This is a genomic window from Parendozoicomonas callyspongiae, assembly GCF_023502345.1.
Classification (GTDB): Bacteria; Pseudomonadota; Gammaproteobacteria; order Pseudomonadales; family Endozoicomonadaceae; genus Sansalvadorimonas; species Sansalvadorimonas callyspongiae.
On record NZ_JAMFLX010000003.1, the window covers coordinates 16,093 to 30,460 of the forward strand.

The window sequence follows — 14,368 nt, forward strand, 5'->3', positions numbered from 1 at the left end:
AACTGTGGTTTTTGCAGGAAGAAGCAGAAGAAAAATTGGTAGGAATACGCTCTTGCCAAAAAAACCTTTGTAAGGTTAAGGTATTACAAACGCCAGCTCCCGATACCCGGCCTGTTGGTGATGGACTACAAATATTCAGATTTCAACAAGTGACAGCTATGCAGTCGTTAACATTTTCAGCTTCGCTACCGGCTTTACCAAGCCCTCTCAACAGTTCCTTTGCCCTGTCTGCTTCCCTGCGCCCTCATCATCATACCCATCTGCATCATCACCATCACTAAAGCTGCTCTCTTTGGGTTTTAAGCTTTAAGTTGTCTCAGGCTCCGCGCCTACCCGTTTACTAACACACAATATGCCGGTTTTTCTCTACTGAGCCGCTTTTCTGGGCCATAGTTGTCTCATGTTCATGTGAATATGACGCTGGTTCGTAGCATCTGTCGCAGCCGGAATAAGCAAAACATAAAAAACAGGTTTGTCTTATGAATGCAGTTGTTGTCGCTGTTGTTATCATGCTCGGGCTCAGTCTCGCCCGGGTGAATGTGGTTTTAGCCCTATTTATGGGGGCCATCGTTGGGGGAGTGACCGGGGGCCTGGGAGCCCTTGGCAGTCTTGAGTCTTTTGGGAGCGGATTGGGCAATGGTGCCAGTATCGCTCTGAGCTATGCGCTGCTGGGTGCCTTTGCCATGGCAATTTCCCGTTCCGGTATTCCTGATTATCTTGCCGGTAAGATCATCACCATCATCCATAACAGCAAAGGTGGTGGTAACAAGGTTAAGTACAACCTGCTGCTGTGCATTATCCTGATGGCTGTGGCATCTCAGAACCTTGTGCCCGTACACATCGCCTTTATCCCAATCCTGATTCCACCTCTGCTGGCAGCGTTCAGCCGCCTGAAGCTTGATCGTCGCCTGGTAGCCTGCTGTCTGACCTTCGGCCTGACCGCGACCTACATGCTGCTGCCTGTTGGCTTCGGTAATATCTACATGATCGAGATCCTGGCCAACAATCTGCGTACCAACGGTCTGGAAATTTCCAACAGCGTTATGCCACAGGCGATGATGATCCCGGTTGGCGGCATGTTTCTCGGTCTTCTGGTTGCCGTGTTCTGGACCTACCGTAATCCCCGCGATTACCGTGAAACCGAGTCCAAGACCATCAACCCTGAAAATGTGGCCCTGCCAACAACCAAGCTGATCGGCATTGCCGCTGGTATCGGAATCTCTCTGGCAGCACAGCTGTGGAGCGGCTCCATGAGCCTGGGTGCCCTGGCTGGCTGTCTGACCCTGATCGCGACTGGTGTCATTAACTACAAGGAAGCAGACGAAGTCTTCGTCTCAGGCATGAAGATGATGGCTTACTGTGGCTTTATCATGATTTCTGCGGCCGGTTTCGCCGAAGTTATGCGTGCCACTGGCGATGTAAACACTCTGGTTTCCTCCATCAGCGAACTGTTCGCCGGTAACACCTCTCTCGGTGTGCTGATGATGCTGATTGTTGGCCTGCTGATCACCATGGGTATTGGCTCATCCTTCTCCACTGTGCCCATCATCGCCACTCTGTACGTTCCTCTGGGTATGGAAATGGGTCTTTCTGCTCTGGCTATTGCGGCACTGGTTGGTACTGCAGGTGCCCTTGGTGACGCAGGTTCTCCAGCCTCTGACTCTACCATTGGCCCCACCGCAGGTCTGAACGTTGATGGCCAGCACGATCACATCCGTGACTCCGTACTGCCGACCTTCATTCACTACAATATCCCGCTGGTTCTGTTTGGCTGGCTGGCTGTGATGGTTCTCTGATTACGGGAACGAGCATTTCAGGTCAGTTATGGCTGGCCTGAGATTAAGCTAAGTGATGAGTAAATCGAGAGGGAAAAGGCGGAAAAAGAGGAGATAAGTTCAAGGGTTATCTATCTCAATATATGTGCACTTTTTCTCCCTCGCAATGCTCAACAGCACAATTCTGAAAAATAATAAAAAAATAACTTTCCAAGCCTTATTTTCACTTGCTCTTCTCTTTTTTATCACCCAATAATCAAAACAGGTCTGCTTAAAACGACAATTCAGTCGGCAGGCCGGGTGATCCTGACAAGATCATAACGCAGCCCACCGGCACTTAAGGTTTACCGACCTGCCGGCGCCGGTGGCGTAAAGGGAACAAGGAGAAGCCCATGCATGATGCAGTGACGCTGGAGCCTATTCAGACGCCTCGCCGCACCACTTATGTACTTGACAGTAATGTCCTCATCCACGATCCCAACTCGATACTGAACTTTGAAGAACACCAAGTCCTGATCCCAATCACAGTCCTGGAGGAGTTAGACAACCTAAAGAACGGAAAACAGACAATAGCTGCCGACTGTCGTCAGGCTATTCGCCAGATTGACCGTATCGTCGGTTCAGCAACACCGGAAGAGATTGAGAAGGGAGTTCCCATCCGCCGGGCCGACAAAGCGCCTCCATTGGGAACGTTGTCCATCAAAATGCACAGCACACCTTCTAATGTCACTATGTTACCCACCGATCTCAATGACAACCGCATAATCAACGACATCTGCCAACTACGTCAGCAGAACCCTGATGACGACTTTGTTCTTGTCACCAAAGACATCAACATGCGCCTGAAGGCCCGTGGCTGCGGGATCATGGCAGAGGACTATCACAACGACCAGCAGATCTCAGATGTTCGTCTGCTCAGCAAGGGATTTCTGGAGCTGGACGGCAGTCTCTGGGACAGGGTCAGCGATGTAAAAACCACGCAACATAACGGAAGAACACTGCACTCATTGCCACGACTTACTCAGGAGCTAGCAGAGGAGCTTGGGGAACCTGGCATAAATGAGTTCATTATCGATCAACAGGGTTTTGTCGGCCGTGTTACCGAGGTGTCTGAAGGAACAGTCACCCTTGAACATATGGATCGTGAGGCTCTGCTCAATCGTAAAGCATGGGGTCTGCAGCCACTGGATATCTATCAGGCACTGGCGCTGAACCTGCTGCTGAATCCTGACATTCAACTGGTCAACCTGAATGGTCCGGCAGGATCCGGTAAAACTATTCTGGCACTGGCTGCAGCCATTGAGATGACCGTGGCTGACCAGCAGTATCGCCGCATTATTGCAACCCGAAGCACAAGAGGACTGGACGAAGATATCGGCTACCTGCCTGGTACAGAAGCCGAGAAAATGGAACCCTGGCTGGGTGCCATCACTGACAACCTGGAGGCCCTGCACAGTGATGATGAAAGCACCCGCAGCAGTGTGGATTACATCCTCGACCGGGTACCCATTCAGTTCAAATCACTGAACTATATCCGTGGCCGCAGTTTCCAGCACAGTCTGATTATTATCGACGAGTGCCAGAACCTGACACCACACCAGATGAAAACCATCATCACCCGAGCCGGCTATGGCAGTAAGGTTATCTGCCTTGGAAACCTGGCCCAGATTGATACGCCTTATCTCAATCCTGCCAGCTCCGGTCTCACCTACCTCACCCAGAGGTTCAGACAATTTGAGTATGGCGGCATGGTACAACTGGAGGGTGTACCCCGCTCAGAACTCGCAGCATTTGCTGAAGCCAACCTGTAAAACCTGAGTGACTTTGGAGGAAACCGGATACAAAACTGTATCCGGTTTTAATATTGGATTTGCTTAAACCCCGTCTTGGTCTTTTCTTACTCCCCCTATCTCTTCACAGATATGAGTATTTCAGACCATGCATGCTTTTGCCTTCGAGGTCATCGCAAGAATCTTACCCGCCGTTTGTTTCTTCTGCTCTTTGATATTTATTCCACAGGTTGACGCTCACACTCCGGAAAGCCTGATATCAGGACTAAAAGCTGGCACTCTGACTCTCGGAGAAATCAATGACCATCTGGCTCGGTCTGATATTACTCCAGACTTTGAAGATCAGGTCCACAGTCGGCTAAAAGCCCATTTCAGCGCTAACAACTTCAACTTTATCGGTCTCAATCGTACCTTGCGGGATGCTGCTGATAAGCAGATTACTCTGGATCAGGTTCTCAATGCACAACCGGCAAAAACAGGGTACCGGCAACACTCCAAAACCAACCTGCCAGCAACCAGCGATCAGCCATCAGCTATACCGTTTAAAGTTCCCGTTTCTGAGCCCCCGTTCAGCAACAGTGGGAAAATTGTGATGCGTCAGGGTGATAACATTATTTTCTGCACAGCTCATCTGATTGCTCCCGGATTTCTTCTGACCGCTGCTCACTGTTTTGGAGGTGATTACGATATCTCACAGCTGGTCTGGTACCAGGCCTTTGATCAGGGAACATTCACCAACGCGATCAAACCGCTCTGGATCGCCCATAACAAGAACTACGACCGGGCGATCACAAATGCTGAGAGCACTATTATCCAGCCAACAAGGCAAGAAGAAGCAAATGCAGTTGATGCTGGATTCGATTACGTTCTGTTTGGTATTCCCCAGGACAACACGCAAAGTCAGGGAAACCCTATTCAGTGCTTTAACAGCGGCAACTCGAACTGGGTATCACGCACCGGCCTGCAAATCGGATACGGTGCCACCTATGGTGGCAATAATGAGCTTTATGCAACCCACGTAACTATTAAGGACATTATCAAAGACCCTGATGGCCCTCTGGCAGAACAGCTGGGAGTATGGATGACTCTGTATGATGGAATATCACTGGGAGAAGGAGCCAGTGGTGGCCCATTTCTGTTTTCAAATGCCAATGAAACAGAAATGGCCATCTCTGGCAGTTTAACCGGCAGTCTGACTTACGATGATGGGTCAACCTATCAGTTTGGTCCGACATTTTTGGCAGGCAGCAACTTTGCCCGCTTTATTGCTGCACACGGGATACCAGCGAGCGGATGCAAATAAGAAAAGAAAGCAGGCCTTGGTCTGCTTTCTTTTTCAAACAATACTTACTTAAATACTTAACGGCGGCCAGGATACATAGCTTCAATTTCTTTCTTGAAGCGCTCCATAATCACCTTTCGGCGCAGCTTCAGCGTTGGTGTAATTTCACCAAGCTCCAGAGAAAATTCTCTGGACAGAAGGGTGAACTTTTTCACCTGTTCAAACCGCGCCAGTTCTTTCTGCAGCTTTCCAAGTCGCTCGTTGAATAGTTCCTGAATCTGGCTGTCGCGAATCAATTCCATGCGATTTTCGAATTCCACACCAATGGATTTAGCATACTCTTCTAAAGCTTCGAATGCAGGAACTATAAGCGCTGAAACATATTTTCTGGTATCAGCAACAATCGCCACCTGTTCGACAAAGTGATCACGAATCAAGGTGCTTTCCACCAGCTGAGGAGCAATATATTTACCACCGGATGTTTTCATCAGTTCTTTCAGGCGCTCTGTCATGATGATATTGCCATCATCATCGAGATGGCCGGCATCGCCAGTACGGAACCAGCCATCTTCGGTAAACGCTTCAGCCGTTGCTTCAGGTTTGTTGTAGTAACCCCGCATAATGGTTTCAGACTTAACCTGAATCTCATCCTTCTCGCCAATACGTACCTGAATGGCCGGCAGAGGTTTACCCATAGTGCCAAAGCGATAGCCTTCATCCTGATAACAGGAAACCGTAGCTGTTGTTTCACTCAGGCCATAGCCGTATTTCAGGTGAATCCCGATAGACTGGAAGAACAGATTGATATCATCATCCAGCCGCGCACCCGAACAGGGCAGGAAACGGGTTCGTCCACCAAGAGCCATCCGCAGCCTGGAAAACACCAACTTATCTGCCAGGGCATGGGATGCTTTCAAATACAGGCCTGGCTGCTTTCCTGATTGAATCGTTTTGAAGCACTTCTCACCAACACCGACAGCCCAGTAGAACAGTTTTTTCTTGGACTCAGGGGCTGCTTCAACCTTGGAAAGAATGGCTGTGTGCATCTTTTCATAAAGGCGCGGGACAGCACACATTACGGTTGGCTTAACCTGGGGCAAAATATCTTTGATATCGTTCTGATCGCGCATGTAAACGTTGGTTGCGCCACGATAGAGAACGTAAAAGGTCCAGGCACGCTCAAAAATATGGCTCAGTGGCAGGAAAGAAATCGAGATATCATCTTCAGTCAACGCAAGCCGTTCATCATGCTGGCTCACTGCCGCTGCGAAGTTCTGATAATCCAGCATCACCCCTTTGGGTTCCCCGGTTGTTCCGGATGTGTAGATCAGGGTGACCAGATCGGTCATATCCAGATTTTCGAGTCGTTGTTCCAGTTCAACCTGCTCAGCCCGCCCTCCATGGGCCTGGATAAAGTTATCCAGGTAGCAGGCTTTTTCGATTCCTCTGAGATCAATGCTGCGATCAATAGCGACGATGCGTTCCAGTAACTCATAATCACCAGCAGCTTCCAGGGCAGAATCAAACTGCTCCTGCTCACCAACAAACAGAATACGAATACCAGCATCCCGAAGGATATAAGAAACCTGTTTGGCAGTATTCGTAGGATAAATCGGTACAGTGACAGCCCGGGAGAAAAGAATGGCCAGGTCGGTAATGGTCCATTCCGGCATGTTCCGGGAGCAGATGGCCACTTTATCCTGAACCTGCACACCAGCGGCAATCAGGGCCAGAGCCAGTTCTTCCACCCTGCGACCCAGTTCGGTCCAGCTGATATCCTGACCTTCTTCCGGATTGGCATAGCGCAGAGCTACACGGTCACGATATTTGCCAACATGTTTCCGCAGCAGGTTAACCAAGTGAAAGCTGAATTCTTGTGTCATGGGGAATGGACAACTTCTTTGGAGAGTGTAAGTGGTTATGAAAAAAAACGGTTTACACGATGCGTGTGAACCACTATCACAACCAGTAGCTTTACCAAAGTCTCCCCTTATGGTGATTACAGGTCAATAAGGTATGTCACCTGCGGAAACAAAAATAAACAATAAGATTAGCTGGTTTAGCAGAGCTGCGGACAATACTATTGGTTATCTGAAGATGGCTTTACAAATAGCTATCAATAAATTAGAGGAAAGGAGCAAAAAGTGCTGATTATTATTTCTCCTGCCAAGACTCTGGATTATGAAACTGCTCCAGTCACTGATATCAATACACAACCGGATTTCCTGAAACATTCACAGGAACTCATTAAACAGTTGAAAGAACTCTCTCCAACCGAGATTGGCAAGTTGATGAGCATCAGTGACAAACTGGCAGGCCTGAATGCGGCACGCTACGAAGCTTGGAAGAAACCGTTTAATAACAAGAACGCCAAGCAGGCAGTTCTGGCTTTTAAAGGTGATGTCTACACCGGTCTTGATGCAGAAACACTCACAGAGAAAGGCTTCCAGTTTGCCCAGGAACATCTGCGGATTCTGAGTGGCCTGTATGGTCTTTTACGACCACTTGATCTGATGCAGGCTTATCGCCTGGAGATGGGAACCAAGTTTGCGAATAACCGGGGGAAAGACCTTTACGCTTTCTGGGGTGATATTATTACCGATGCCTTGAATGCCGAACTGGAACAGCAGGGTGATAATGTTCTGGTTAACTTGGCTTCCAATGAATATTTCAAGAGCATCAAGTCCAAACAGCTGAATGCCGATATCATCACACCAGTTTTCAAAGATCTAAAAAACGGGCAGTACAAAATCATCAGCTTCTATGCCAAGAAAGCCCGGGGACTGATGACCCGTTACATCATCGACAAGAAAATTACCAAACCTGCCTCTATCAAGAAATTTAATTATGCTGGCTATAGCTTTAACCCGGAGATGAGCGATAACAAACAGTGGGTATTTACAAGAGACCAGGCAGAGTAGCCGTAATACTATACCGACTCATCAATAAAGACATGCTGATTGCTGCCGGATTTGAAGCCAGTCCTGCATTGTAGCTTTCCGCCCGGCACGCATCGCTCATTCAGATCTTATTGATATTTCATTCTGACATACCCTGCGATAAGGACTTGTCCTCCTCAATACGGGCTCTACTCCCGGACAGGCTTTCGGGACTGTTTGGGAGCTGTAAGCCTGGGAAGAGACATATTGCAGTAAATGGCAAGAAGACGAAGGCAAAAAACAACACAGGCACACGCAATTGCAACCACAGAGCGGGCAATACCGACATCCTGCATAACAATATAAAACAGCCCGCCAGCAATGGCAGCTGTTGCGTAAATCTCACTTCGAAGCACCATAGGAACGCGTCCAGCCAGAATATCCCGGATCAAACCACCTCCGGCACCGGTTAAAACTCCCATCATGACAGCAGTCATGGGAGGAACTCCAAACCGAAGAGCTTTTTCGATGCCAATCACAGTAAACACACCCAGCCCAAGTGCGTCAGATACCAGAAGGATCGCACGAGTCTGATCCCACCAGCGTCGGCCAAACAGAGTTAAAGCCGTCGATAGGAAGATAATGGCCAGATAGGACGTATCATGCACCCAGAACACTGGCATACTGCCCAGAGTAAAGTCTCGGATCGTCCCGCCACCCACGGCCGTGACGAACGCCAGAACCAGGGCACCAAAAATATCGAGGTTTCTTCGGGCAGCAACCATTGCCCCGGTTGCGGCAAAGACCCCTGTTCCCAACAAGTCGAGAAAATTCAAAAGCATTATTAAAACAATCCAGAACACAATGATTGCTGATGACACAAACCATATAAGGAACTGATATCCGTTCACTTCATATTGCGAACAACCAGTCTTTTACTATTTACAGCTCACTTAAGGTTTAACTACAGGTCTTTGGAGTTATTGCATTTATTTCGGTTTAAAACTGCAAGACCAGTTTTCGAATCGGTAATTTTATTGATCTACGACAGTTTTTAAAAGAGGAAAAAGTAAATAGACTGCAAATAGACAATTTCGATAATGATTGAACAATAACAAATAAGCGCACTGAACTTTTTGATTGTTACTTCTCTAAAAATTAAGAATTAGGGTAGCGTTTTGAAAAAAGTCATTACTTTGTCCCTGCTGTTGCTTTTGGGCATAGCACTGTCGCAAATGCTCCCTCTCCATTTTGCCGAGGCTCACACTTTCTTTCAGCCGATGGTCATGTATCTGACCATGACTGCGTTGTCATTTATCATGATCAATGTCGGTACAGAGTTTGAGATTGATAAGTCACACCTCTCCTCATACGCATGGGATTATCTGGTTGCCATGACCGCAGCCACCCTGCCCTGGCTTTTTGTTGCTCTTTACTTTGTATTTGTCCTGTCGCCTTCCGGTGGATGGTTTGAATCCCAAACCTGGAAGGAGATGCTTCTGCTGGGTCGTTTTGCTGCACCGACTTCAGCCGGTGTTCTCTTCACCATGCTGACGGCTGCAGGACTGGGTGCAACCTGGATGTTCCACAAAGCCCGCACTCTTGCCATTTTTGACGACCTCGACACAGTTCTGCTGCTGGTTCCGTTAACCATTATGATGATTGGCCTCACTTGGCAGCTGGGTGTTATTCTGGCTGTGATGCTGATTATGCTTTTACTGGGATATGAGAACCTGCGTGCCTGGAGAATTCCCTGCACATGGCGCTGGCTTCTGCTTTATGCCTTTATTATCGCCACTGCCAGCAAGCTGATTCTGCTGGGTAGCCTGTTTATTGACCCTGCTACTCCTTTGCATATTGAAGTACTGCTTCCAGCCTTCCTGCTGGGTTGTGCTATAAAACCAGATCCAGAAGTTAATCATGAAAGCCCTGTCGAGCTCAAAGCCAGAGATATCATTGCAGCTATCTTTATGGTTCTTGTGGGGCTGAACATGCCCCATATCAACCTGATGACATCTGCCAGAGTAGATTCAGCAGCAGGGATGGAGCTGTCAACAATCTTTGGCCATGTGCTTGTGGTCACTGTTATTTCCAATCTTGGAAAAATGTTTCCTCTCTTCTGTTACCGACAGGAAGCCTCCCTCAAAGAAAGGCTTGCTCTCAGTATTGGGCTTTTCCCGCGAGGTGAAGTTGGAGCTGGCGTAATAATGATCAGCCTAGGCTATGGAATTGGTGGAGATATCCTGACCATCGCCATGTTTTCGCTGACCTTGAACCTGTTCCTGACTGGTGCATTTATTTATGCCGTTCGCTGTCTGCTGATCAGTCATCCTGAACACACACAGAATGAATTGGCTAAAGGTGCTATGTCACCCATGATTAACAGTTCATGCTACGAACAACAGAGGCCCGAGTAAAAGCTTCTTAAAATTGCTATGCTCCCGTTAAACAGCCCCTGGTGAACCGAGCGAAGAAATGATTTCTTCATCAAATACCAACAAGACGCCAGGGGTTAATGTCTCACAGGAGATACCAGCATGAGCAGTCAGAAAGGGACGGTTCTAATAACCGGTGCTTCACGTCGGCTTGGTTTATACAATGCCCGTCGGCTTCTGGAAGCCGGATACAGAGTTATTGCCACCTTTCGCCACCACTCTTCCGGCATAGATGAATTGAAGCAAGCCGGAGCTGTTGTTCTGCAGTCCAATCTTGACGAGACCCGCAGTATCCTCAACCTGATCGAGCAGGTTAAATCGATCACCTCAGATCTCAGGGCAATTATTCATAATGCCTCCGGCTGGATTTCAGACAGTGATAACCCGCAGGATAACGAACCACTTGCACATTTGTTCAAGTTACATATGGAAGCACCCTGGTTAATAAACCGTAGCCTTTACGGTTTGTTGAAAAATTATCCTGAAACTGCGGACATCGTCCATATGACCGATTACAATGCCCTCCGAGGTGACGAACATTATGCAGCTTACGCCGCCACCAAGGCTGGTCTTGAAAGCCTGACCCGCTCTTTTGCAAGGCTCTACGCCCCAAAAGTTAAGGTCAATGCTATAGCACCTTATCTGATCATCATGAATGATCATGACCAGTTGGCAGCAGCCGAGAATACACTGCACATTCCGCCAATGGGATTGGAACCCGGCGAAGATGTCATCTGGCAGTCTCTGAGTTACATACTGCACAACCCGTATGTCACCGGAACGACAATGCCAGTTGACGGTGGAATGTCATTGAGATGAAACGGACCACTACATGACCGATAACCCGAGTGAACTCGAACTTGAAGCCCTGTCCTCATACTACAGAGGCATTATTGAAGGAGTTGGAGAAGACCCACACCGGGATGGCCTGAAGGACACCCCCAAACGGGCCGCCAAAGCTATGTCCTTCCTGACACGGGGCTATCGTCAGGACCTTGAAGAAATCGTAAACGGAGCAGTTTTTGAATCTGACAATGATGAGATGGTCGTTGTTCGGGATATTGAGCTCTACTCCCTGTGTGAGCACCACCTTCTGCCCTTTATTGGTAAGGCGCATGTTGCCTATATTCCAAAAGGCAAGGTTCTGGGTTTGTCCAAGTTTGCCCGGATTGTGGACATGTTTGCCCGCCGCCTGCAGATCCAGGAAAACATGACCCTGCAGATTGCCGAGGCCATTGAAGAGGTAACAGAAGCCCGTGGTGTGGCTGTTGTTATCGAAGCCAAGCATATGTGCATGATGATGCGCGGTGTGGAGAAACAGAACTCATCCATGACCACATCGGTGATGCGAGGCGACTTCCGTAATCACCTTCCAACCCGTGAAGAGTTCCTGCGTTATATCGCAAAGTAATGCCTGACCAGTGCTGCAGTATTAACTGCTCAAGTTTCCTGCTGCAGCCTTAGTTTCTCAAATCTTTTCTGCAGCTCTTCCTCTCCTACAAACATCTTCAAAATTCCCATTTCCAGAGCTTCAACATCATCAAGAAGGCCATCCATGATTCCCCAGAACTGCTCCCCACAGCGTTCAATCTCTAATTTTTTTTGCAAGGCCATGCATGCAGATGACAGCTTGCTTTCTATCACCCACTCCTCACGGACAGAACCTGTTCTGATTCCCTCGGCGAAAGTAGCTAAAGCAGCAGCTATCTGATTTAACTCTGAATTAATTCCACTTTCACTCCTAGCAGACCAGATCTCCGCATCGCAAGGCATAGAATACAAGTCAGAAAGAGTTCGACAGATGGAGAAAAGATAAAATGAGACTGGATTGACACTGGCACTTGAAACACTTAGCCTGAACAACTGATAAAACAAAGATTTAAATTCTGGGCATTTTAATGTTTCCTTTGTCAGTTTCAGCGCATTGCCATCAATTGCGTTTACAAAAAGGGCCGTTGAAGGCATCACACTTCCTCCCCCTTCAAGGGAGTAAATATCTTTTCCAAGCGCGCCTGCATCCCAACTATACCCCCATAAGAGAGGGATCTCACCAGTTACTGCAGGGGAGCCAGCTTTAGCTTCTGGTACAGGAACAAAGCCGGTAGTATGACCACCAATCACCAGATCAATAAAATTCATTAAAGAGCTGTAATCGCTTTCATCTATTTGAGGGCCTACTTCAGGCAAACCTGGAAATACCGCTCCCCTAACAGCTGAACTATCGTAGGGGCACCCCATATCAACTTTTTTACCCAAAATATCCCCAATAGCACCCAGAGTTTCAAATCGTCTAGGGTCTGAATCTACTTGTAACGGATTATCGACAATAGATAGCAAACCTTTCAGCATATGGAGATTGCGCTCAAGCTCAGAGGAGGTTCTAGCATAAAGCAATACTTTCTCAACAGATTTCATAGCATGCCTGACAGCACGTATCTCTGTTAGCATTTTTTGATAAGTCACATCAAAGATATCACCCTTACTTAAAGATATTTTCACCTCTACATACCTGAGGTAGTCAGTACATGAAGATGTGATAGATGCTAAAACTCGTGCCGTATTAGATACTGCCTGAGTTCGGTCTTGACCTAACTTCTTGGGATTTGAGTTCTGTCCTACAATCGTTTTAATTTGAGTCGTCAGCTGTGCTTTAAACAAAACCCATGGCTGAGACCAGGCTTCGTCATCTGGGATATCCTCTGTATTCTTATCAATGGTCTTTAAAGCTTTCACAAGCCTTTTAATAAATTTTTCATTCACTGGTGCCTTTACAGGCAGGGATGGGAGAACAATATCAACTTCATAAGTATCAAAAATATCAACACCGTTATATTTGGGATATTTCAAAGAAACAGTGTGGTAAAGAAGATTCGTACCATTTGTCCAAGTTCTTGCAATAATCCATTTACACAATCTCAGAATAATTGTGCTCCAGTCATTAGTTCTGACGTCTGGTAGGGTACACTTTAACTTCTTCAGCGCGTCCATAATTTCGGCGAATTCAGCATCATCTCGTGCTGACACTTTCCAAACACCAGATTTGTCATACAGCACTCGATAGGCATTTTTCTTGTTTGTATCAGCCTCTTTTCTCAGCTTGGCCCCTTCCCCCCCGATGTCCGCAGATTTACTTACTGACTTAAAGAGATTTCGATCACTTTTCCACTTTGACAGCGTACTCACAACTGACACCTTTGGAGCCCTCAACCTTACCCTTTTGCTATTCCGTCCCTCGCTTCTTCCAAAGGCTTTACGATGGGGGTTATTATTTCTCTCATTTGACCAGTCAGGAAGATCATCTATCGGTGTCAGGCTGAGACTTAGTGCATCAAGCTCCTCTGATAGTATTACAACATCTCGATCATGACGGATTATTGTTCCCTGTGACCCATATGTAGAATCAGAAGAGCTGTCTTCTCCAGCAGGTTCTTCCATGCAAACTTCCATTGGTGCACTAAAACCAGTACGGGGTATATTTAACATTGGTGTTGTGCGATATATCGGAGCAGCGGATGCTTTAATTCCCATAGGATGGTGAACACGCAGGAAGCTCTTATCATAGCTACCTGCACTGGCTCCAGGCTTTGTAGAGTGACTGTATCGCAAGCCAGATTGATGCCCTTCCCAAGAGTTAGGAAGAACCCCGTCTTCATTCTCTGAGATCGAACGTTTATATTCTTGTTCCGCCTGCTTGCTCCATTTGTATTTATGTAACTCTTCAGTTTGAAGTGCCTGACACGAAGATGAAGATGACAGCTCATTGGGATCTTCCACTCCACTACTCGAAAGCGATGAGCTACTTGGAGAAAAAGAAAGATGCGAATAACTACTGCTCATTGATAAGTTTGCCGAAGACAGGCTTCTGCCCGGAAATCTTGAGGGTGTGTACTTGTCTCTTCTTACCTGAGTAGAACTTATTCCACTATCTCTGTCCCCATCACCGCCCCCATTATGATCGCCACCCGGTTGAACGACCTCCTCACCTGTTCCTCTCATCGGAATATCCGGGGGGACAGACCCGTGGCGTGCATGTTTCTTTTTACTAAGCATTGCCCAGGCAGGCTCTATCACACCATACCCAAGGGCTACACAAATACAAACATAAGAAGTCAGCCTATACACAAACACCACCCCCCATGCTTGAAAAACCATTAACGGAAGGAGCGTTTATTATTTCTGCAAAGTGACAGACGTTTATTCATCGGCT

10 protein-coding genes are annotated in these 14,368 nt (G+C 47.5%); 7 read left to right on the plus strand and 3 right to left on the minus strand.

Annotation, left to right across the window (positions count from 1 at the left end; translation table 11 throughout):
• The first annotated feature begins 479 nt into the window (after positions 1-479).
• From M3P05_RS02705 to M3P05_RS02715, 3 genes are all read left to right on the plus strand, one after another.
• A complete protein-coding gene (locus M3P05_RS02705; protein ID WP_249697697.1) occupies positions 480-1,796 on the plus strand; it encodes a Na+/H+ antiporter family protein in 1,317 nt (438 codons plus the stop codon).
• Between the two features lie 371 nt (positions 1,797-2,167).
• Entirely contained in the window at positions 2,168-3,586 is a 1,419-nt protein-coding gene (locus M3P05_RS02710; RefSeq protein WP_249697698.1) for a PhoH family protein, read from the plus strand.
• Positions 3,587-3,713: 127 nt separating this feature from the next.
• Positions 3,714-4,868 (plus strand): trypsin-like serine protease, encoded by a 1,155-nt coding sequence (locus M3P05_RS02715; protein ID WP_249697699.1) that lies wholly within the window; start codon positions 3,714-3,716, stop codon positions 4,866-4,868.
• Positions 4,869-4,924: 56 nt separating this feature from the next.
• Here M3P05_RS02715 and M3P05_RS02720 read toward each other — a convergent pair whose 3' ends face one another.
• The gene (locus tag M3P05_RS02720) at positions 4,925-6,730 is read right to left on the minus strand and encodes an AMP-dependent synthetase/ligase (RefSeq protein ID WP_249697700.1); all 1,806 of its coding nucleotides are present in this window, start codon (positions 6,728-6,730) and stop codon (positions 4,925-4,927) included.
• A 261-nt stretch (positions 6,731-6,991) separates the two neighbouring features.
• Here M3P05_RS02720 and yaaA point away from each other — a divergent pair, with 261 nt between their 5' ends.
• Entirely contained in the window at positions 6,992-7,768 is a 777-nt protein-coding gene (yaaA, locus tag M3P05_RS02725) for a peroxide stress protein YaaA (RefSeq protein WP_249697701.1), read from the plus strand.
• 167 nt (positions 7,769-7,935) lie between these two features.
• Here yaaA and M3P05_RS02730 read toward each other — a convergent pair whose 3' ends face one another.
• Positions 7,936-8,568 (minus strand): trimeric intracellular cation channel family protein, encoded by a 633-nt coding sequence (locus M3P05_RS02730; protein WP_249697702.1) that lies wholly within the window; start codon positions 8,566-8,568, stop codon positions 7,936-7,938.
• Between the two features lie 336 nt (positions 8,569-8,904).
• On the opposite strand from M3P05_RS02730, the gene M3P05_RS02735 reads away from it, so the two are divergent.
• From M3P05_RS02735 to folE, 3 genes are all read left to right on the plus strand, one after another.
• The gene (locus M3P05_RS02735) at positions 8,905-10,143 is read left to right on the plus strand and encodes a cation:proton antiporter (RefSeq protein ID WP_249697703.1); all 1,239 of its coding nucleotides are present in this window, start codon (positions 8,905-8,907) and stop codon (positions 10,141-10,143) included.
• 120 nt (positions 10,144-10,263) lie between these two features.
• On the plus strand, positions 10,264-10,980 hold the full coding sequence (folM, locus tag M3P05_RS02740; RefSeq protein WP_249697704.1) for a dihydromonapterin reductase: 717 nt from the start codon (positions 10,264-10,266) through the stop codon (positions 10,978-10,980).
• A 13-nt stretch (positions 10,981-10,993) separates the two neighbouring features.
• Positions 10,994-11,572 carry a GTP cyclohydrolase I FolE gene (gene folE / locus M3P05_RS02745; protein ID WP_249697705.1) on the plus strand — a complete coding sequence of 193 codons (579 nt, stop codon included), beginning with the start codon at positions 10,994-10,996 and terminating at the stop codon, positions 11,570-11,572.
• A 29-nt stretch (positions 11,573-11,601) separates the two neighbouring features.
• Here the strand turns inward: folE and M3P05_RS02750 are convergent, their stop codons facing one another.
• Positions 11,602-14,157, minus strand: a complete 2,556-nt coding sequence (locus M3P05_RS02750; RefSeq protein WP_249697706.1) for a hypothetical protein — start codon at positions 14,155-14,157, stop codon at positions 11,602-11,604.
• Positions 14,158-14,368: the final 211 nt, after the last annotated feature.